The following is a 20,942-nucleotide window of genomic DNA, read 5'->3' as shown; positions in this document are numbered from 1 at the left end:
ACGCAATTGTAAAAAACGCGCGGGCTGGGCTGCGCGCGCGTTTCTGTGGGGGTAACTGTAGCGCCGGACAGGCAAAGGTCTACCGCCATGTGATCTTTGGTTAGCCCTGCGGGTAGCCGATGCCCCTCAGCGCCGTGCGGATTTCGTCCAAGATCGCCGGGTCGTCGATGGTGGCGGGGGTCTTGAAATCCTCCCCATCGGCGATCTTGACCATCGTCGCGCGCAGGATCTTGCCCGAGCGGGTCTTGGGCAGGCGGTCCACCACCACGGCCTGTTTGAAGGCGGCAACGGGGCCGATCTGCTCGCGCATCCGGGTGACGCATTCGGCGACGATTTCCTCATGCGGGCGGTCGACACCCTTGGTCAGGCAGAGGAAACCGACCGGCATCTGTCCTTTAAGCTCATCGCTGACCCCCACAACGGCGCATTCCGCCACATCGGGGTGCCCGGCCAAGACCTCTTCCATCGCGCCGGTCGAGAGGCGGTGGCCCGCGACGTTGATCACGTCATCGGTGCGCGCCATGATCCAGACATAGCCGTCCTCGTCGATCCGGCCCGCATCGCCGGTCTCATAATAGCCGGGGAACGTGCTGAGGTAGGATTTGCGAAAGCGGTCTTCGGCGTTCCAGAGCCCCGGCAGGGTGCCGGGGGGCAGGGGCAGTTTGATGGCGATGGCGCCCAACTCTCCGGCGGGCAGGGGGGCGCCGCGCTCATCCAAAATCTGCACGTCATAGCCCGGCATCGGCACGGTTGGGGAGCCGACCTTGACCGGCAGCGCCTCAAGCCCCGCCGGGTTGCCGACGATGGTATAGCCGGTTTCGGTCTGCCACCAGTGATCGTAGACCGGCTTGCCCAGTTTCTCCTGCGCCCATTCGACGGTATCGGGATCCGCCCGCTCCCCCGCGAGATAGAGCGCACGCAGGCTCGACAGATCGTATTTCTTGATCTCCTCGCCCTCGGGGTCTTCGCGTTTCACGGCGCGGATAGCGGTGGGGGCGGTAAAGAAGCTCGCCACGCCATGTTCCTCAATCACCCGCCAGAAGGTGCCCGCATCGGGCGTGCCCACGGGCTTGCCCTCGAATACGACGGTGGTGTTCCCGGCGATCAGCGGCGCGTAGCAGATATAGCTGTGCCCCACGACCCAGCCCACGTCCGAGGCGGCCCAAAAGACCTCTCCCGGTTCGACGTTATAGACGTTTTTCATGGTCCAGTTCAGCGCCACCAGATGCCCCGCCGTGGGCCGCACCACGCCCTTGGGCGCGCCGGTGGTGCCAGATGTATAGAGGATATAGGCCGGGTGGTTCCCCTCCACGGGCACGCAAGGAGCCGGGCGCACGCCGTCTTGGGCGGCATACCAATCGATGTCCCGCTCGGGGTTCAACTCGCAGGGTTTCTGGCCGCGTTGCAGGATGATGCAGGTGTCAGGCTTGTGGCTGGCCTGTTCGATGGCCCCATCAAGCAGCGGTTTGTAATCCACCACCCGCGACGGCTCCACCCCGCAGGAGGCGGCGATGATCGCCTTGGGTTTGCAATCGTCGATCCGCACCGCCAATTCGCTAGAGGCGAAGCCGCCGAAGACCACCGAATGGATCGCGCCAATCCGCGCGCAGGCCAGCATCGCCTCCACCGCTTCGGGGACCATCGGCATATAGATCACCACGCGGTCGCCCTTTTCCACGCCTTGAGCCACCAGCGCCCCGGCGAGCGAGGCGACATGGGCCTGCAACTCGCTATAGGTGAGGGTGGATTTGCTGTCGGTGATCGGGCTGTCATGGATGATCGCCACGCGCTTGCCGTTGCCTTGGTCGACATGGCGGTCCACGGCGTTGTAGCAGGTGTTCACACTGGCATCCGCGAACCATTCGTAGATATGGTCGCCCCGATCAAACAGCGCGCGCGTCGGCGCGATGTCCCAGTCGATCGCCTCGGCTTGCTCTAGCCAATAGGCTTCCGGGTCGGCCTTCCAGCGGTCGTAGGTGTCGCGATATCCCATGGTGTTCCTCCTCCTGTTGCGCTGTGCGGCAAACCCGCGGGCCGGGTATAGGTGCAGTGTCGCGCAATTATTTCCAGTCACTCTGGCTGCTTAGAAAGATTTCGGCAAGCGGAACGCTATTGTTCCTGTCAGTCGCGCCGCGTCATGCTAGATTGCGCAGAAATTCACAGTTTTTCCGGAGCCTGCCATTATGCGTCTCGCCCTTTCTTTGCCTCTTGCATCCTGCCTCGCCATTGTTGCCGCGCTGCCTGCGGCGGCGCAGGACCGTAGCATCAACTTCGCCCTGCGCGGCGGTGTCGGGGCGGCGCCGGATTATCCGGGCGCCAGCAGCTATCGCGCGACGCCGGATCTGGCCTTTACCTTCGGTTCGCTGGAATGGGGCGGGCGCAAGATCGGCACCAATATTGGCGAAGCGCCCAAGACCGGTTTCGGTTTCACTGGCGCGTTCCGCTATCTGGGTGAGCGTGACAGTTCCGATCACGCGGAGCTTGCGGGGCTTGAGGATATCGACGCGGCGGTCGAACTGGGCTTTGGCGTGGTCTACCGCGAAGTGAACTGGCAGGTCTTCGGCAAGGTGCGCCGTGGCTTTGGCGGCCATGAAGGCGTGACCGGCGACATCGGTGCCGATGTAATCTTCCGCCCCGATGAGCGTTGGACCATCACCGCAGGCCCGCGTTTCAGCCTTGGCAACGACACCTATGCCGACACCTATTACGGCGTCGACACCGCCACCACGAATTTCGCCGCCTATGAGGCCGATGGCGGTCTGCTCGGCGCGGGTGTCGAGGTTGAGGCGACCTATCGTCTGGATGACGCATGGGCGCTGGAAGGGGCCGTGGCCTATCAACGCTTGCTGAATGACGCCGCCGACAGCCCGATCACCCAGGCCGGGTCAGAGGATCAATGGACCATGCGCATTGGCGTCAGCCGCGCCTTTACTTGGCGGTTCTAAACGGCTTTGCGCCGCCCTTTGGGGGCGGCGCCTTGTCTTGTCTTAGCCGTAATGCGCGACCGGCGTGCCCGCGATGGCGCCCACGTTCAGCAGACCGCGCGCGGTGATCGAGGGCGACACGATATGCGCCCGGTTGCCCATCCCCATCAGGATCGGCCCGACCTCAAGCCCGTCGCCCTTCATTTTCAGGATGTTGCGCACGCCCGAGGCAGCATCGGCATGGGCGAAGACCAGCACATTGGCGGCCCCTTCCATCCGGTTGCAGGGCAGCAGCCGCGCGCGCAGTTCGGCATCAAGCGCGGTGTCGATGTTCATCTCGCCTTCGTAGACGAAATCATGATTGCCCGCGTTGAGGATCTCCAGCGCCGCGCGCAGACGTTTGCCCGACCCTTCGCCCTGATTGCCGAACTGGCTTTGTGAGCAGAGCGCGACTTTCGGCTCGATGCCAAAACGGCGGACGTGGCGGGCGGCCCCGATGGCGATCTCGGCGATTTGCTCGGGGGTGGGATGTAGGTTCACTTGGGTATCCGCGATAAAAAGCGGCCCGTCTTCAAGGATCATCATCGACAGCGCGCCATGCGGGCGGAAACCATCGCGGCCCAGCACTTGGTTGACGTAATTGAGGTGCCAGCCAAATTCGCCGAAGGTGCCGCAGATCAGGCTGTCGGCCTCACCGCGGTGCACCATGACCGCGCCAATGGCGGTGGTGTTGGTGCGCATGATTGCCCGCGCGATGTCGGGGCTGACGCCGCGGCGGCACATCAGGCTGTGGTAGGTCTCCCAATAGTCGCGGTAGCGGGGGTCGTTCTCGGGGTTCACCAGATCGACGTTTTGGCCCAGTTGCAGGTTCAGACCCGCCTTTTCGATGCGCCGTTCGATCACCTCGGGGCGGCCAATCAGAATGGGCCGTTCCACCGTTTCTTCGATGATCGCTTGCGCGGCGCGCAGCACGCGTTCGTCCTCCCCCTCGGCAAAGACCAGACGGCGGGGGGAGGAGCGGGCGGATTCGAAAACCGGGCGCATGATCAGCGCGGATTTGAACACCGACCCGTCGAGTTTGCGTTTGTAAGCGTCGAGGTCTTCAATGGGCCGCGCTGCCACGCCCGTCTCCATCGCGGCCTTGGCCACGGCGGAGGAGACGACGCCGATGAGGCGCGGATCAAAAGGTTTCGGGATCAGATATTCCGCGCCAAAAGTCAGCTGCTCGCCCTGATAGGCCGCTGCCGCCTCCGCGCTCGTGGTGGCGCGGGCGAGGGCGGCGATGCCGTCGATACAGGCGATCTTCATCTCGTCGTTGATCGTGGTCGCACCCACATCCAGCGCGCCCCGGAAGATGAAGGGGAAGCAGAGCACGTTGTTGACCTGATTGGGAAAATCGCTGCGCCCTGTGGCGATGATCGCGTCCGGTGCCACGGCGCGGGCCACATCGGGCAGGATTTCTGGCGTGGGGTTCGCCAACGCAAAGATGATCGGGCGTTTGGCCATCTTCGCCACCATCTCGGGCGAGAGCACACCGGGACCGGAGAGGCCGAGGAAGAGGTCGGCCCCGTCGATCACATCATCCAACGTGCGCAGGTCGGATTTCTGTGCATATTCGGCTTTGCTGGGGTTCATATCCTCGGTCCGGCCCTCATAGACCAGCCCGTTGATGTCGCAGAGCCAGACGTTCTCACGCTTCACGCCGAGTTTCAGCAGCATATTGAGGCAGGCGATGCCCGCAGCCCCGCCGCCGGTGGAGACGATCTTGATGTCCTCGAAACGTTTGCCCGCCACATGCAGCGCGTTCTTGGCCGCAGCGCCGACGACGATGGCGGTGCCGTGCTGGTCATCATGGAAAACGGGGATGTTCATCCGCTCGCGGCAAATCTTCTCGACCACGAAACAGTCGGGCGCCTTGATGTCTTCAAGGTTGATCGCACCAAAGCTCGGCTCCATTGCGCAGACGATCTCGGCCAGTTTCTCGGGGTCGGATTGATCAAGCTCGATGTCGAAACAGTCGATATTGGCGAATTTCTTGAAGAGCACGGCCTTGCCCTCCATCACCGGTTTCGAGGCCAACGCGCCAATATTGCCCAGCCCCAGCACTGCCGTGCCATTGCTGACCACGGCCACCAGATTGCCGCGCGAGGTATAGCGCGCGGCGGTGTCGGGGTCGTTTTTGATCTCGATACAGGCCTCGGCCACGCCCGGTGAATAGGCCCGCGCCAGATCGCGGCCATTGGCCAGCGGTTTGGTCGCGCGGATCTCCAGTTTCCCGGGCCGGGGGTGTTCGTGGTAATCCAATGCAGCTTGGCGCAGGTTGGGGGTGTCGGACATCGTTTATGCTTCTCCCGAATAATGGTTTAGCGTTAAACTAATTTTCGCGCGCAAGCAAAGCGGCTTTTGGCGGGGGTGGTCTCGGCGCCGGACGGCGATGCCCCTGCGTCGTCCTTGCAGGTCAATTCACGCGGGCAGTAAGAGGCGGTTGAGGTGACATGTGGTTTTGCATCGCACAGGGCGGGGCAATTTTCTATAGTCCTAGAAAAGGGAGAGCCTAATGACTGATTTGCGCGACGCGGCTGTGTTGGTGCGGGAAAACGCCCATGCGCCCTATTCGAATTTCAAGGTCGGCGCGGCGATCCGCACCGCCTCGGGCGCGGTGTTCAGTGGCTGCAATGTCGAAAACGTCGCCTACCCGCAGGGCACCTGCGCCGAGGCGGGCGCGATTGCCGCCATGGTCGCAGCGGGCGAGCGTGAGATCGCCGAGGTCTATGTCGTGGCGGGCAGCGAGATGCCCGTGACGCCCTGCGGCGGCTGCCGCCAGAAATTGGCGGAATTCTCGGGCGGGGATGTATCCGTGACCATGGCCACCGTGGCGGGCAAGGAACAGCAGACCACCATGGGCGACTTGCTGCCGGGGGCCTTTGGCGCCGCCCATATGCAGGGTTAACCGCATGAGCGCGCGGGACATTCTAGCGCGGCTGCGCCATGGTGAGGCATTGGATGCAGAGGCGCTAACCTGGATGGCCGGGGCGCTGGCCGATGGCCGTGTCAGTGACGCGCAGGCCGGGGCCTTTGCCATGGGTATCTGCCTTAATGGTTTGGACCAGCCGGGCCGCGTGGCGCTGACCCTCGCGATGCGCGATTCGGGGCAGGTGTTGGACTGGGACTTGGACGGCCCCGTGCTCGACAAACATTCGACCGGCGGGGTGGGGGATTGCGTCTCATTGATCCTCGCCCCCGCGCTGGCCGCCTGCGGGGCCTATGTGCCGATGATCTCGGGCCGGGGGCTGGGGCATACGGGCGGCACGCTCGACAAGCTTGAGGCGATCCCCGGCGTCAGCACGCAGTTGGAAGAGGCCCGCTTTCGCGACGTGGTGCGGGAGGTGGGCTGCGCCATCGTCAGCGCCAGCGGCGACATCGCCCCGGCGGATCGGCGGCTTTATGCGGTGCGGGATGTGACCTCGACCGTGGATTCGCTCGACCTGATCACCGCGTCGATCCTGTCGAAAAAGCTCGCCGCCGGGCTGGATGGGCTGGTGCTCGACGTGAAGGTCGGCTCGGGCGCTTTCATGAAGGAGCTCGCGCAGGCGCGTGCCTTGGCCGAAGCGCTGAGCGGCACCGCCACGGCGGCGGGTTGCCCGACGACGGCGGTGATCAGCGACATGAACCAGCCACTGGTGCCGAACCTTGGCAACGCGCTGGAAGTGGCCGAGGTGATGCGGGTGTTAACCGGGGCGGCTACCGGGCCAATCCTTGATGTAACGGCTGAACTGGGGGGCGGTCTGCTCGCCAATGGCGGACTGGCCGCGAGTGCCGAGGCCGGGGCCAATGCCCTGCGCGCAGCGGTCCGCGATGGCCGCGCATTGGAACATTTCACCCGCATGCTGAGCGCCATGGGCGCGCCCGCCGATTTCGCCGAAAACTGGGGGCGCATCCTGCCCAAAGCTCCGGTGATCCGCGCTGTGCCCGCGCCGCGCGGCGGCACCGTCAGCGCGATCGACGGTGCGGCGCTTGGCATGGCGGTGGTCAATCTCGGCGGTGGCCGGGTGATTGAGGCGGACCAGATCGACCCGGCAGTGGGCCTGTCGGAAGTGCTGCGCTTGGGCGATGAGGTCCGTGCGGGCCAGCCCATGGCGCTGATCCATGCGGCGGGGCCAGAGGCGGCGGATGCGGCAGAGGCGGCGGTTTTGGCGGCAATTACGCTGGGCGATACGCCGATCAAAGCGCCGGAATTGATTTTGGAAAGGATCGGCTGATGGGACGTGCATTCTTGGTCGTGATCGATTCCGTGGGCATCGGCGGCGCGCCAGACGCGGGGGATTTCTTTAACGGCGATCTGCCCGATACCGGGGCCAACACGCTGGGCCATATCGCGCAGTCCTGTGCCGCGGGAGAGGCCGAAGAGGGGCGGAGCGGACCGCTTGCCCTGCCCAATCTTGATCGGTTGGGGATGGGTGCCGCGCTGACGCTCGCCAGCGGGATGGAAGCGCCGGGTTTGGGGGCGACACCAGAGGGCCGCTGGGGCGCTGCGACGGAGATCTCGCAGGGCAAGGATACCCCTTCGGGCCATTGGGAGTTGGCGGGGTTGCCGGTGCCGTGGGCTTGGCATTACTTCCCGGATGAAACACCGACCTTTCCGGCGGACCTGACCGAAGAGGTCGCGCGGCTGGCGGGCACCGATGGCATCTTGGGCAATTGCCACGCCTCTGGCACGGCGATCATCGAACGGCTGGGGGCGGAGCATTGCGAAAGCGGCTGGCCGATCTGCTATACCTCTGCCGACAGCGTGTTCCAGATCGCCGCCCATGAAGAGACCTTTGGCCTCGACCGCCTGTTGAAGCTTTGCCAAGACATCGCGCCGCGGCTGCATGAGATGAAGGTGGGCCGTGTCATCGCGCGGCCCTTCAACGGGGAAGTGGGCGCCTTTGAGCGCACCGCGAACCGGCGCGACTATGCCATCACGCCGCCCAAACCGGTGCTGACCAACTGGGTGCAGAACGCCGGAGGGCGGGTCTATGCGGTGGGTAAGATCGGCGACATCTTTACCATGCAGGGCATCGACGAGCTGCGCAAAGGGCCGGATGCCAAGCTGATGGATCATCTGCATGATCTGGTGGGAGAGGCCGAAGAGGGCAGCCTGACCTTCGCCAACTTCGTGGAGTTCGACAGTCTTTACGGCCACCGCCGCGATGTGTCGGGCTATGCCCGCGCGTTGGAGTGGTTCGACGCCGAGATCGGCAAGGTGGTCGCGGCGCTGCGCGAGGGCGACATGCTGGTGGTGACGGCGGACCATGGCAATGATCCGACATGGGCGGGCAGCGATCACACCCGCGAAAGGGTGCCGGTGCTGGTTGCAGGGACCGGGGCGGGGGCGTTGGGGCAGATCGGCTTTACCGATGTCGCAGCCCTCGTCGCCGGGCATCTGGGGGTAGAGGTGCCGCAGTAGCCGCGCAGCCTTTGCTTGCGAGCGGGGCGCTTGTGCGGCTAGAAGCAGGGCAAATAAAGGAGCCTGCCGCATGACCGATACCCCCAATCACCTGACGATCGTCGACCATCCGCTGGTGCAGCACAAGCTGACCATCATGCGCGACAAAGCCACCTCGACCGCCGTCTTCCGGCAGTTGCTGCGCGAGATCAGCCAGCTTTTGGCCTATGAGGTGACGCGCGGCCTGCCGATGACGACCAAACGGGTCGAGACCCCGATGCAAGAGATGGACGCGCCGACGCTCGACGGCAAGAAACTGGCGCTGATTTCGATCCTGCGGGCGGGCAACGGGCTGATGGATGGGGTGCTCGAATTGATCCCCTCGGCGCGGGTTGGCTTTGTCGGTCTCTACCGTGACGAAGAGACCCTCCAACCGGTGCAGTATTACTTCAAAGTGCCCGAGGCGATGGAAGATCGTCTGGTGATTGCCGTGGACCCGATGCTGGCCACCGGCAACTCTTCGGTCGCGGCGATCAACCTGCTGAAAGAGGCAGGCGCCACCAATATCATCTTCCTCTGCCTGCTGGCCTCGCCCGAGGGTGTCGCCACGATGAAGGCCGCGCATCCGGATGTGCGCATCGTCACGGCCTCGCTGGACGAGTCCCTCAACGAGAAGGGCTATATCATCCCCGGTTTGGGCGACGCGGGCGACCGGATGTTCGGCACCAAGTGATCGGGTAAGTTTCGCTAATCGGCGCGCGGTGCTTTACTCAGGCCGCGCGCTGATGCATCGTTCTACCAGATAGTGTGGGGGCATTAGATGACACTTACCAGAAGTATTGCCATGGCGATGATCGTCGCAGCCTTGGGCGTCGGCGGATCGCAGACCCAAGCGCAGGACAGCCGCAGCCAACCGGCAGAGTTTCCGCCGTCCTCTTACAAGGGCAAGCAATATGTCGACAGCGCGGGATGTGTGTTCATCCGCGCGGGCATCGACGGCAATGTGTCTTGGGTGCCTCGCATGAGCCGCGCGCGCGAGCAAATCTGCGGGTTCCAGCCCACAAACGGCGTGAAAGTGGCAGAGGCAAAGGTTGAGGCGGCGCAGCCCAAGGTCGACCCCGCCCCGACCAAGAGGCCCCCGGCCCGTGTCGCCGAAGCGCCCGCGCCCAAGGCGAAGCCGAAAGCCCCCGTGGCCCGGCCCGCGCCGCAAAAAGTGGTGCGCCGTGTCGCGCCAGCCCCGGCGCGGAGCACTGCCCCCAAAGTCGTGCGCGAGACCGCGCCGCGCCCCGTGCCCGTGGTGCCCAGCAAACCCGTCGCACTGGCCGCCCCGGCACCGGCTGGCTTCGTCACCGCGTGCCCCGGCGCTTCGCCCCTGTCGCAGCGCTATATGCGGCGCGGGGATGGTTATAGCGTGCGCTGCGGTCCGCAGGCGGAGCCGATTGTGACGGGGCGTCTTGCCCCTTCGAGCCCGCAGCGCGGCACCGCACCGCAGCCCTACCGCAGCGCGGGTGTGATGCCCGGCGTTGCCACTGCACCCGCGCGGATCGTGGCCCCTGCCGCCGTCGCCGCACCGGTGGTCAGCGCCAAACCCGCCCGCGCCGTGGGCACGCAGACGCGGATCGTGCCGAAACATGTGGCGATCAATCGGGTGAACACGACCAATGTGAAAGTCCCGAAAGGATACCGGAAGGTTTGGGAAGACGACCGTCTGAACCCGCACCGGGCCGAGCAGACCTTGGAAGGCCGCGCCGACATGCTGTTGGTCTGGACCCAGACCCTGCCGCGCCGTTTGGTCAACAAGGCCACCGGCGAAGACGTGACCGCCAAAGTGCCGCTGATCTATCCCTATCTCGATATCGAAACGCAGCGCCGCAAGCTGGGGCGGGTCAAGATCGTCGAGCGGGATGGCCAAGTGGTGAAACGGGTGCTGCGCTACCGCAACGCCGCGCCGATCCACCGGGATGCCCACCCGATCAAGAAGGCCCCCGTCTATTCCAGCCGCTCGGCCCCGACAGCCCAGCCCAACACCAAAGCGGGCTATGTGCAGGTCGGTGTCTTTGGCAGCCCCGCCAATGCGCAGCGCGCGGCGCGGCAGATCGCGGCCTTGGGCCTGCCCGCCCGCATCGGCAAACAGACACGGGGCGGCAAGACCTATCACAGCGTTCAGGCAGGCCCCATTGCGGGCGGCTCTGCCCAAGCGGCGCTTGGCCAATTGCGCCGGGCGGGATACCGGGACGCCTATCTGCGGCGCTAAGCGTTTTGCAATGAAGGAGAAAGGCCAGCCGCGGTTTCCCCGGGCTGGCCTTTTTCTTGGGCCAATCCGTCAGCCGCCGCAGATGCTTTGCAATCTCAGCCAATCGGCATCCGACATCAGCGGCGCGGTCAGCTTGCCGTTCATCGGGTCACCTTCGATCAGGGGCAGGGTGCTTTCGCCGGTGATGTCACGCGCAAAGGCATAGGGTTTGCTGCGCAGCTCGGCTTTAGCAAATCGCGCCAGCTGAGCCTCGACCGGCGGGGTCGCGGCGGGGCGCATCAGCAGTTGTTCGGCATAGGCATCAAGCGCCTCGGAAGAGATATCGCCGGTGGTCAGCAGGCGGAAATTCTCGCGCAGGCCCACGGCCTCCAAAAGCGCGCGCAGCGGGTCATGTTCCCGGCGCGCCACATCCTCGGTCAGCACATAGCCCGCGGCGACATCGGGCTCTTCGTAATCCTCCAGCACCGCGCGGTCGAGCACGATGAGACGGCCCGGCAGATGCAGGCTGGCGCGGGTCATATCGGGCAGGATCGCCACGCGCCCGACCTCCAACCGTTTGGTGAGCCGCGTCAGCGCGGCGCTGCCGCCGGGGCTTTCGCAGGCGGGGCCAGAGACGCGTTCCAGCCGCTTGAGCAGCGCCGTGCCCAAGGAGACGCGCTTGACCTCTGGCACCACTTTGATCGCATGATCGCGCAGCGCGCCGGGCATCCAGAAGACCGCCAGCGCCGCCACCACCGCGACGGAGGCCAACATGCCGACCGACCGCAAACGCCCCGGTTTGGGACGGCTGCGGTTGATCGCGCGGCGCAGCTTTTCGATGGCCTCGATCATCTCGGTTTCATTGTCGGGCAGTTCCAGCGTTTCGCCCGGATCGCCGTCGGGATGATAGAGCGCGGGGGTCTGGCCGGGGTTGGCCCTGTCGACGGCGGCCAGCGACCAATGGGTCAGCGCCTGATCCTTGAGATCGCTGATCACCAGCGTCGCGTCACCGATAGAGACGATCACCTCGCGCCGCTGCGCATCGGGCGTGGCGCGCCAAAGGCCCGTCGCTTCGAGCCGGGCGTATTTTGTCAAGGCGGTCATGGGGTTCTGCTGCGGGCCTGTCAGTTTTCGCCACTCTACCACGCGCTGCGGGATCAGCAATGGCAGGTGACATAATGCCCCGCCTTAGAGGGCCGCCGCCTGTTTGCGCAACTCGAACTTCTGGATCTTCCCGGTGGAGGTCTTGGGCAACTCGCCAAAGACCACCCGCTTGGGCGTTTTGAACCCGGCAAGACGTTCGCGGGCGAAGGCGATCAGGGCCTCTTCGCTGGCCTCAGACCCCGGCTTTAACTCGACAAAGGCGCAGGGCACCTCGCCCCATTTCTCATCCGGTTGCGCCACCACGGCGGCGAGGTTGACCGCGCCGTGGCCCATCAACACACCCTCGACCTCGACGCTCGAAATATTCTCTCCGCCCGAAATGATGATGTCCTTGGCGCGGTCGGCGATCTGGATGTAGCCGTCGGGATGCTGCACCGCGATGTCGCCGGAGTGGAAGTAGCCGCCTGCGAAGGCTTCTGCCGTGGCCTCGGGGTTTTTGAGGTAGCCTTTCATCACCGCATTGCCGCGGATCATGATCTCGCCCTGCGCGGTGCCGTCGCGCGGGGTTTGGGCCATCTCGGCGTCCATTACGGTGATCTCTTCCATCATCGGCATGGCGACACCTTGGCGCGCTTTGATCCCGGCGCGCTCAGGCTCTGGCAGCCCGTCCCATGCGCCTTGCCAGAGACATTCGGTGACATGGCCAAAGGTCTCGGTCAGCCCATAGACCTGCGTGACGTTGAACCCCAGCTTTTCGATTTTCGACAGGGTCGCGGGGGCCGGGGGCGCGCCCGCGGTGAAAACCTCGACCCGGTGATCGAAGGCGCGGCGGTCTTCTTCGCCCGCGTTGACCAGCATGTTCAGCACGATGGGCGCGCCGCCGAAATGGGTGACGCCGTGATCGGCGATGGCGTCATAGATCGCCGCCGCGGTGATGTCGCGGCAGCAGACCAGCGTGCCGCCCAAAAGCGGCATCATCCAAGTGTGGTTCCAGCCGTTGCAGTGAAACAGCGGGACGATCTGCATGAAGACCGGGCGCAACACCATCTGCCAAGAGATTACCGTGCCCATGGTCATCAGGTAGGCGCCGCGGTGGTGGTAGACCACGCCCTTGGGCCGCCCGGTGGTGCCGGAGGTGTAGTTGAGCGCGAGGCTCTCCCATTCGTCCTGCGGCATGATCCAGCGAAAGTTCGGATTCGCCTCCACAAGCAACTCTTCGTATTGCGGGTGTCGTCCGCTGGCGGGGAAACCGGCGGGGGCGTCGGGCACTTCGATGATGGCGGGGCAGGTGCCCTCCATCCGCGCGCAGGCGTCTTCGGCCAGCGGCAGGAACTCGGTATCGACCAAGAGCACCTTGGCGCCGCCGTGGTCGAGGATATAGGCCACCGTGTCGGGATCGAGGCGAATGTTGATGGTGTTAAGCACGGCCCCGCAGGCGGGCACGCCGAAATGCGCCTCGGCCTGTGCGGGCAGGTTGGGGATGAGGGTGGCGACCACATCGCCGGGGCGCACGCCGATCTCGGCCAGTAGCGCGGCGAGGCGGGTGCAGCGGTCGTGGTACTGGGCATAGGTGACGCGATGCGCGCCGTGGATGACCGCCGTCTGGTTCGGGAAAACCTCTGCGGCGCGGGCCAAATGCGACAAGGGCGTGAGCGGCACGAAATTCGCCGCGCATTTCTCAAGCCCGCTTTCATCCGTCATCCACCCCATGCGACCCCTCCCAAGGCATTGGTTGCGATTTGGGGTTGAGTATTGCTGCCCGGACGTGACTTTGAAAAGAGGGCAGGAGGGAAAAGGAGGGCAGATGCAGGACACAGCGGTAAAATCGGGGCTGGCGGCGCTTTGCGCGGTGAGCGGTATGGCGGCCTTGGGGCTGACGGATAATTTCGTGCCCTTCATCACCGAGCGCGGGTCGCTCTGGCAGTTCCACTTCCTGCGCGGGCTTATGGCGGTGGCCATTCTGATGGTGCTGGCGGCCCTGGGTTTCGGCATTCTGCGCCCGCGGCGGTTCTGGGCCGTGGCCGGGCGCAGCTTGTTTCAGGCGGGCGCGATGTTGATCTATTTCGGCTGTCTGGCTTTTCTGCCCATCGGGGTGGTGGTGGCCGGGCTGTTCACCTCGCCGCTTTTCGTGCTGATGATCTCGGCCCTGTTTCAAGGCAAGCGCGTCGGCCCGTGGCGGTGGGGGGCCGTGGCCGTGGGCTTTGCCGGGGCCTTGATGGTGATCCGCCCTGACCCGAGCGATCTTGACCCCGTGGCCTTCCTCCCGCTGTTGGCCGGGGCGCTCTATGCCATCGGTGCCGTGGCGACGCGGGCGTGGTGCGAGGGGGAGAGCACGATGGTGATGACCGCGGGCTTCTTCGGCATGTTGGCAGTCATGGGCGGCATCGGTGTCTTGGTCCTTCCGGGGGCGGAGGTGGCGGGGGCCGAAGGTTTTGTCAGCCGCACATGGGGGCCGCTCGACGGCGCGATGTGGTTCTGGATCGCGGTGCAGGCGGTGGGCTCGCTCATCGGCATCGGCTTTCTGGTGCGCGGCTACCAGTTGGGCGAGGCCGGGCATGTGGCGATTTTCGAATATTCGCTGCTGATCTTCGCCAGTTTCTGGGCCTATATCCTTTGGGATCAAGAGGTACCGCCATTGGCTTTCGCGGGCATGGCGTTGATCGCACTGGCCGGGGCGGTGATCGCCCTGCGCAGCGATGAGCCTTCGACCCTACGCGCGCCGGAGGCGGTGGAGTGATCATCAGTCGCGGTCGGCGTTACGTCTTTGTGCATATCCCCAAGACCGGGGGCACCTCACTGGCGCTGGCGCTTGAGGATCGCGCGATGAAAGACGATGTGATGCTGGGCGATACGCCAAAAGCGCGGAAGCGGCGGCGGCGGGTGCAGGGGGTCGAGACCGCGGGGCGGCTGTGGAAGCATTCGACGCTGGCGGACATCGACGGGTTGGTGACAGCGGAGGAACTCTCGGGGCTGTTCTGCTTCACGCTGGTGCGCAACCCGTGGGACCGGGTGGCGAGCTACTATCGCTGGCTGCGCGGGCAGGGGTTCGAGCATCCGGCGGTGGCGCTGGCGAAGGCGACGGATTTCGCCGGGTTCCTGCAGCATCCGCAGACGCAAGCCAGCCTGCGGGCATGGCCTGCGCGGCGGTATATGCAGGATGCGGCAGGGCGGGAGCGCTGCGATCTCTATATTCGGCTGGAGCATTTTGCCGAAGATGCGGCGCCGTTGTTTGAGCATCTTGGGTTTGAGTTGGAATTGCCGCGGGTAAACACCTCGGAGGGGCAGGCGGCCTATACGCCCGAGTTGCGCGATTTGGTGTCGGAGGTCTGTGCCAAGGACATCGCGCGGTTTGGCTACGGTTACCAAGAGCACTAGGGCCAGCGCCTGCCCGTGGGTTGGCGACCCGCGCGGCGTCGCTGCCACTTTATCGTTCAACCGTGGCGTGCCATCGCGAGGGCAGTCCCAACCTCGCCAAATCGCCTACCCGGGGGACGGGCAGGCGATGGCCCGGCGCCTGCGGCTTGATTCCGGGCCGGGTGGCATCAAAGACGATGACCCTCCTACCAAATGAAAAGGGGCGCCGAAGCGCCCCTCTCCCCCTTACGCCGCCTTGGCGTCCGGGTTGAACCGTCCATAAAAACTCTGGTTCTTCTGCGCCATATCGCGCAGCAGGTCCGGGCAGGCAAAGCGCTCACCGTATTTCTCGGTCAACTCGTCACAACGCTCCGCCGCATAGGGCGCGCCGATCATGTCGAGCCAGCTCAGCGGACCGCCGGACCAGGGCGCGAAGCCCCAGCCGAGGATCGCGCCAACGTCGCCCTCGCGGATGTCCATCAAGACACCTTCCTCCAGCGCGCGCACGGCTTCCAGCGTCTGCGAGAACAGCAAGCGGTGCTGCACCTCGATCAACTCGGGCTGCTTGTCGGCGACGGGGTACTTGTCCCCCATGCCCTGCCACAGACCCTCGCGCTTGCCCTTGGCGTCGTAGCTGTAGAAACCGGCGTTGGCCTTGCGGCCCAGACGGCCCTCTTCCTCCATCCAGAACACCAGTGGATCGATGTCGTCGTTCGGATAGGCATCGCCCATCGCCGCCTTGGTCGCCCGGGCGATCTTCGCGCCTAGATCGATCGAGGTCTCGTCCATCAGCTGCAGGGGGCCAAGCGGCATGCCGACCAGCTTCGCGGCGTTCTCGATCAGCGCGGGCTCGACGCCCTCCTGCACCATGCGCACACCTTCGTTGATGTAAGGAATGATGCAGCGGTTGGCGTAGAAGAAACGCGCGTCATTGACCACGATCGGCGTCTTGCGGATCTGGCGCACATAGTCGAGCGCCTTGGCCACGGCCCGGTCACCGGTCTCTTGCCCCTTGATGATCTCCACCAGCAGCATCTTCTCGACCGGCGAGAAGAAGTGAATGCCGATGAACTGCTCCGCGCGGCTCGACGCCTTGGCCAGATCGGTGATCGGCAGGGTCGAGGTGTTGGAGGCAAAGATGCAATCCTCGGGGATCACGGCCTCGACCTTCTGAGTCATCTCGGCCTTCACCTTGGGGTCTTCGAAGACCGCCTCGATGATCAGATCGCAGCCCTTCAGTGCGTCGAGATCAGTTGTGGCGGTGATCAGGTCAAGCGCCTTGGTTTTCTTCTCCTCGGTCGATTTCTTGCGGGCGATGCCCTTGTCGAAATAATTCGCGGAATAGGCTTTGCCCTTGTCGGCGGCTTCCTGTGTCTGGTCGATCAACACAACCTCGATCCCGGCCTGAACCGACACCAGCGTAATGCCCGCGCCCATCATGCCTGCACCCAGAACGCCGAGCTTCTTGACGCGCTGGTCCGGCACGCCTTCGGGACGCACGGCACCCTTCTCCAAGGCTTCCTTGTTGAGGAAGAGCGAGCGGATCATGTTACCCGAGGACGGGTTCATGAGCACGTTGGTGAACCAGCGCGCCTCGATTTTCAGGGCCGTGTCGAAGGGCACCAGCGCCCCTTCATAGACCGCCGACAAAAGCGCCTTGGCCGCCGGATAGACGCCCTGCGTCTTGCCGTTGACCATCGCATTGGCGCCGACGAAGGTCATGAAGCCGGCCGGATGATAAGGCGCGCCGCCGGGCATCTTGTAGCCCTTGGCGTCCCAGGGTTTGACCAGATCGGCGTCCTTGGCGTTCAGCACCCAGTCGCGCGCCGCGGCCATCGGGTCTTCGCTGACCTCGTCGATGATCCCGGCCTTCTGGGCGGCGGCGGGGGCGACCATCTTGCCTTCCAAAAGGAAGGGCGAGGCCGCCATGGCGCCGAGCTTGCGCACCATCCGCGTGGTGCCACCGGCACCCGGGAAGATGCCCACGAGGATCTCCGGCAGACCGATACGCGCCTTGGGGTTGTCGGCGGCAAAGGTGCGGTGCGTGGCCAGCGGCAGTTCCAGCCCGATGCCCGCGGCAGTACCGGGAATGACGCAAGCCACTGGCTTGCCGCCCTTGTTGGTCTTGGGGTCCATGCCCGCGCGCTCGATCTTGCGCAGCAGGGCGTGCATCTGCATCGTGCCCTCGAACAGACCCTTTGCCGGATCGTCGCCCGCGTCCTCCTTCATCTTGGCCAGCAGGTTCAGGTCCATGCCCCCGGCGAACGAGCCTTCCTTGCCGGAGGTGATGACGATGCCCTTCACTGCGTCATCGGCCAGCGCGTCGTCGATATGCTTTTCCAGATCGCGCAGGCCGTCGAAGGACATGACGTTCATGCTCTTGCCCGGCACGTCCCAAGTGATGGTGGCGATGCCCTTGGCATCCTTGTTCATTGTGAAATCGGTCATTCTCTTGCTCCCTTCGCGGCTCACACGCGCTCGATGATGGTGGCGGCACCCATGCCCGACGCGATGCAGAGCGTGGCCAGCCCCACTTCCTTGTCGGCGCGCTCCATCTCATCGAGCAGGATGCCGATGATCATGGCGCCGGTGGCGCCCAGGGGATGCCCCATGGCGATGCCGCCGCCGTTCACGTTCACTTTGCTGTCGTCCACGTCGAAGGCTTGCATGAAGCGCAGAACCACGGCGGCGAAGGCCTCGTTGACCTCAAAGAGGTCAATGTCGCCGATGGTCATGCCGTTGTCCTTGAGGATCTTCTCGGTCACCGGCACCGGGCCGGTCAGCATGATGGTGGGATCGGTGCCGATCTTGGCGGTGGCGCGAATGCGGGCGCGAGGCTTCAGCCCGTGCTGCTCGCCGAACTCTTTGTTACCCACCAGCACGGCCGCGGCGCCATCGACGATACCCGACGAGTTGCCCGCGTGGTGGATGTGGTTGATCCGCTCCAGATGCGGGTATTTCATCAGCGCGACCTTGTCGAAGCCGGGCATGACCTCGCCCATCTGCTGGAAGGCGGGGTTCAGGCCGCCAAGGCTCTGCATGTCGGTCTGCGGGCGCATGTATTCGTCGCGGTCGAGGATGGCGAGGCCGTTCTGGTCGCGGACGGTGATGACGGATTTGTCGAAGCGGCCCTCTTCCCAAGCCCGCGCGGCGCGCTGCTGGGACTGCATGGCCAGCTGGTCGGCCTCGTCACGCGAAAAGCCGAACTCGGTGGCGATGATGTCCGCCGAGATGCCCTGCGGCACGAAGTACTTTTCCATCGCCAGCGTCGGGTCCACGGCGATCGCGGCACCATCGCTGCCCATGGCCACGCGGCCCATCATCTCGACACCGCCGGCGATATAGCCGTTGCCAGCGCCGCCCTTCACCTGGTTCGCTGCGAGGTTCACGGCCTCCATGCCCGACGCGCAGAAGCGGTTGATGGCCAGACCCGGGATGCGCTCATCAAGGTCCGAGGCCAGCACCGCCGAGCGTGCCAGGCAGCCGCCCTGTTCCATCACCTGGGTGACGTTGCCCCAGATCACGTCCTCGACGGCATGGCCTTCGAGGTTGTTGCGCTCCTTCACGGCGTTCAGGGTCTGCGCGGAAAGTCGCAGCGAGGTCACCTCGTGCAAAGCGCCGTCCTTGCGGCCCTTGCCGCGCGGAGTGCGCAGGGCGTCGTAGATGTATACGTCTTGGGTCATGTCATGTCCTCCGGGTCAGGCGCGGTCAGCAGGGCTGCCGGGCATCAAATCATACGGGGCTTTCCAGCCCGGTGTTTCGCTCAGACGCGTGAGCCACGCGTCGATATGGGGCCAGTCGCTGCGGTCGAAGCCAAAGGGCTCGGGGTAATAAAGATACCCGCAGCAGCTGAGGTCTGCGTTGGTGATGTCGTCGCCCACGATCCAGTCGCGGCCGTCGAGATGGTCGTTCAGCACGTTATACGCGGCCTTGAGCCGGCCTTGATTAAAGGCGATGACCTCGGCGGGACGTTTGTCTTCGGGCAGGAAGTTCATCAGAAAACGGGTCATCCCGGCAACGGAGCTAAGCTTGTGGTTATCCCATAGCACCCAACGCAGGATTTCGCGCCGTTCCGTCGCGTCGCGCCCGCCGAATTTGCCCGTCTTTTCCGCGACGTAATCCTGAATTACGCCCGATTGGGTGAGCCGAAGATCGCCGTCGATCATCACCGGCGCCTCGCCCATGTTGTTGATCTGCGCGCGGTAGTCGGGCTGGCGCGTCTGGCCACCGAAGAAGTCCACCTTCACCGGCTCCCAGTCGAGCCCGGACAATTCGAGCGCAAGCGCCGCCTTGTAGGCGTTGCCCGATTCGCCAAAGCAATAAAGCTGTATGGTCACCTGTCATTCCTCCTCTTCTGTCGGCGCCCGCTGAAATGTCGGAAGGTATTTGTGAAAGGATGAAGGGGGCAGGGGGCGCCTTATCTTCATCCTTTTTCAAATACCTCTGCGCCGGTGTTTCAACCCGCGCGCGGCTAGAGGTTGTGCGCGATCAGTTCCTTCATGATCTCATTGGTGCCGCCGTAAATGCGCTGCACCCGCGCGTCGGCCCACATTTCGCCGACGGCATATTCCTGCATGAAGCCGTAGCCGCCGTGCATCTGCAAGCAGACATCCAGCACCTCGCCTTGGGTATCGGTGAGCCAGTATTTCTGCATTGCCGCCTTATCGACGCTGAGCTCGCCGCGCAGGTGTACCGCGATACATTCGTCGAGGAAGGCGCGGGCCACCGCGGTTTTGGTTTTGACCTCGGCGAGTTGGAAGCGGGTGTTCTGGAACTGGGTCAGCGGGCCGCCGAAGGCCTCGCGTTCCTTACAGTATTGAATCGTGCGCGCCACGGCGCCTTCCATCGCGCCCACCGCGCCGCAGCCGATGATCAGGCGTTCCTGCGGCAGTTGCTGCATCATCTGGTAGAAGCCCTGGCCCTCGTCCTGGCCGAGGATGTTTTCGGGCGGGATCTCGACATTGTCGAAGAAGAGCTCGGAAGTGTCGGCGGCATGCAGGCCGATCTTGTCGAGGTTGCGGCCGCGCTGGAAACCTTCGGCCTTGTGGGTTTCCACGACGACGAGGCTGACGCCCTTGGAGCCTTCCTTGGGGTCAGTCTTGGCGGCCACGATGATCAGGTTGGCGTGCTGGCCGTTGGTGATGAAGGTCTTCTGACCCGACAGGCGGTAGGCGTTGCCCTCACGGATCGCCTTGGTCTTGATGCGCTGCACGTCCGAACCGGTGGAGGGTTCAGTCATCGCCAGTGCGCCGACCAGCTCGCCCGAGACCATCTTGGGCAGCCAGCGTTTCTTTTGGTCTTCGGTGCCATAGGCGAGGATGTAATGCGCGACGATGCCGGAATGGATGCCGTGGCCCCATGAGGCGAGGTTGGCGCGGGAGCCTTCGATCAGGATCGCGGCCTCATGGCCGAAGTCGCCACCAGCGCCACCGTATTCTTCGGGCACCGAGGGGCAGAGCAGGCCGAGCTCTCCGGCTTGCGCCCATGTGTCGCGGTCCATCTGGCCCTGTTTGCGCCATTTCTCGAAATGCGGCGCCCATTCGGTGTTGATGAACTGCGCCGTCATGTCGGCGATCATCTGGTGTTCTTCGGTCATCCAGCTGGATGTTTTGGTCTGCATCTTCTGGCCCCCTCCCCAAGGGTTCAGCGTTTGCGGGCGTCCAGTTCGGCGTTGAACAGGCGCAGCCGCGCGATCAGGTTTTCCTCGTTCATGACCGAGTTGAAATTCTCGAACAGGAACGACAGCGCTTCCCCCTCATCAAGACCTGCATCCGTGCTGAACTTCTTCAGCCTGCGGTAGCCTTCTTCGGTCATGGCGACGGGGAAGCGGCGGGTCAGGCGGAAGCGTTTGGGCATGGTCTCTCCGGGTGTTGGGCAGGGTGGGGGCTTGCCCCCACCC

At 64.5% G+C, this 20,942-nt stretch carries 17 protein-coding genes; 8 read left to right on the top strand and 9 right to left on the bottom strand.

What is annotated here, in order from left to right; translation table 11 throughout:
• Window positions 1-100: 100 nt before the first annotated feature.
• Window positions 101-1,993, bottom strand: coding sequence for a propionyl-CoA synthetase (locus tag ACGYKA_RS02400; protein ID WP_394411405.1), 1,893 nt, complete (start codon window positions 1,991-1,993; stop codon window positions 101-103).
• A gap of 190 nt (window positions 1,994-2,183) precedes the next feature.
• Between ACGYKA_RS02400 and ACGYKA_RS02395 the strand changes: the two genes are divergently transcribed.
• Window positions 2,184-2,945, top strand: a complete 762-nt coding sequence (locus ACGYKA_RS02395) for a MipA/OmpV family protein (protein ID WP_394417180.1) — start codon at window positions 2,184-2,186, stop codon at window positions 2,943-2,945.
• Window positions 2,946-2,987: 42 nt separating this feature from the next.
• Here the strand turns inward: ACGYKA_RS02395 and ACGYKA_RS02390 are convergent, their stop codons facing one another.
• Window positions 2,988-5,261: an NADP-dependent malic enzyme gene (locus ACGYKA_RS02390; RefSeq protein ID WP_394411401.1), complete on the bottom strand. Its 2,274-nt coding sequence runs from the start codon at window positions 5,259-5,261 to the stop codon at window positions 2,988-2,990.
• Window positions 5,262-5,481: 220 nt separating this feature from the next.
• On the opposite strand from ACGYKA_RS02390, the gene ACGYKA_RS02385 reads away from it, so the two are divergent.
• The 5 genes from ACGYKA_RS02385 (at window position 5,482) to ACGYKA_RS02365 (ending at window position 10,606) form a co-directional block, all read left to right on the top strand.
• Complete coding sequence (locus ACGYKA_RS02385) at window positions 5,482-5,874, top strand: cytidine deaminase (protein ID WP_394411399.1); 393 nt, start codon at window positions 5,482-5,484, stop codon at window positions 5,872-5,874.
• Window positions 5,875-5,878: 4 nt separating this feature from the next.
• Window positions 5,879-7,183 carry a thymidine phosphorylase gene (locus ACGYKA_RS02380; protein ID WP_394411397.1) on the top strand — a complete coding sequence of 435 codons (1,305 nt, stop codon included), beginning with the start codon at window positions 5,879-5,881 and terminating at the stop codon, window positions 7,181-7,183.
• Window positions 7,183-8,373 (top strand): phosphopentomutase, encoded by a 1,191-nt coding sequence (locus ACGYKA_RS02375; RefSeq protein WP_394411394.1) that lies wholly within the window; start codon window positions 7,183-7,185, stop codon window positions 8,371-8,373. The genes ACGYKA_RS02380 and ACGYKA_RS02375 overlap by 1 nt, the downstream gene beginning before the upstream one ends.
• A 70-nt stretch (window positions 8,374-8,443) precedes the next feature.
• The gene (gene upp / locus ACGYKA_RS02370) at window positions 8,444-9,085 is read left to right on the top strand and encodes a uracil phosphoribosyltransferase (RefSeq protein WP_067263778.1); all 642 of its coding nucleotides are present in this window, start codon (window positions 8,444-8,446) and stop codon (window positions 9,083-9,085) included.
• Window positions 9,086-9,172: 87 nt separating this feature from the next.
• Window positions 9,173-10,606: an SPOR domain-containing protein gene (locus ACGYKA_RS02365; RefSeq protein WP_394411391.1), complete on the top strand. Its 1,434-nt coding sequence runs from the start codon at window positions 9,173-9,175 to the stop codon at window positions 10,604-10,606.
• A 69-nt stretch (window positions 10,607-10,675) separates the two neighbouring features.
• Here ACGYKA_RS02365 and ACGYKA_RS02360 read toward each other — a convergent pair whose 3' ends face one another.
• Window positions 10,676-11,689: a hypothetical protein gene (locus tag ACGYKA_RS02360; protein WP_394411389.1), complete on the bottom strand. Its 1,014-nt coding sequence runs from the start codon at window positions 11,687-11,689 to the stop codon at window positions 10,676-10,678.
• A gap of 84 nt (window positions 11,690-11,773) precedes the next feature.
• Entirely contained in the window at window positions 11,774-13,399 is a 1,626-nt protein-coding gene (locus ACGYKA_RS02355; protein ID WP_394411386.1) for an AMP-binding protein, read from the bottom strand.
• A 94-nt stretch (window positions 13,400-13,493) separates the two neighbouring features.
• On the opposite strand from ACGYKA_RS02355, the gene ACGYKA_RS02350 reads away from it, so the two are divergent.
• A complete protein-coding gene (locus ACGYKA_RS02350; protein WP_209218225.1) occupies window positions 13,494-14,426 on the top strand; it encodes a DMT family transporter in 933 nt (310 codons plus the stop codon).
• Complete coding sequence (locus ACGYKA_RS02345; protein ID WP_394411383.1) at window positions 14,423-15,064, top strand: sulfotransferase family 2 domain-containing protein; 642 nt, start codon at window positions 14,423-14,425, stop codon at window positions 15,062-15,064. The genes ACGYKA_RS02350 and ACGYKA_RS02345 overlap by 4 nt, the downstream gene beginning before the upstream one ends.
• Window positions 15,065-15,289: 225 nt before the next feature.
• Here the strand turns inward: ACGYKA_RS02345 and ACGYKA_RS02340 are convergent, their stop codons facing one another.
• The 5 genes from ACGYKA_RS02340 to ACGYKA_RS02320 form a co-directional block, all read right to left on the bottom strand.
• Window positions 15,290-17,491 carry a 3-hydroxyacyl-CoA dehydrogenase NAD-binding domain-containing protein gene (locus tag ACGYKA_RS02340; protein ID WP_394411380.1) on the bottom strand — a complete coding sequence of 734 codons (2,202 nt, stop codon included), beginning with the start codon at window positions 17,489-17,491 and terminating at the stop codon, window positions 15,290-15,292.
• A gap of 20 nt (window positions 17,492-17,511) precedes the next feature.
• Window positions 17,512-18,726, bottom strand: coding sequence for an acetyl-CoA C-acetyltransferase (locus tag ACGYKA_RS02335; RefSeq protein ID WP_394411377.1), 1,215 nt, complete (start codon window positions 18,724-18,726; stop codon window positions 17,512-17,514).
• A 15-nt stretch (window positions 18,727-18,741) separates the two neighbouring features.
• A complete protein-coding gene (locus ACGYKA_RS02330) occupies window positions 18,742-19,380 on the bottom strand; it encodes a glutathione S-transferase family protein (RefSeq protein ID WP_271688103.1) in 639 nt (212 codons plus the stop codon).
• A gap of 134 nt (window positions 19,381-19,514) precedes the next feature.
• Complete coding sequence (locus ACGYKA_RS02325) at window positions 19,515-20,663, bottom strand: acyl-CoA dehydrogenase family protein (protein ID WP_394411374.1); 1,149 nt, start codon at window positions 20,661-20,663, stop codon at window positions 19,515-19,517.
• 23 nt (window positions 20,664-20,686) lie between these two features.
• Entirely contained in the window at window positions 20,687-20,899 is a 213-nt protein-coding gene (locus tag ACGYKA_RS02320) for a hypothetical protein (protein ID WP_067261198.1), read from the bottom strand.
• Between the last annotated feature and the right edge of the window lie 43 nt (window positions 20,900-20,942).

The sequence above is a fragment of the Sulfitobacter sp. 1A15106 genome (assembly GCF_043556995.1).
GTDB classification, from domain to species: Bacteria; Pseudomonadota; Alphaproteobacteria; order Rhodobacterales; family Rhodobacteraceae; genus Sulfitobacter; species Sulfitobacter faviae.
This window is presented reverse-complemented; position numbering and strand designations above follow the sequence as displayed.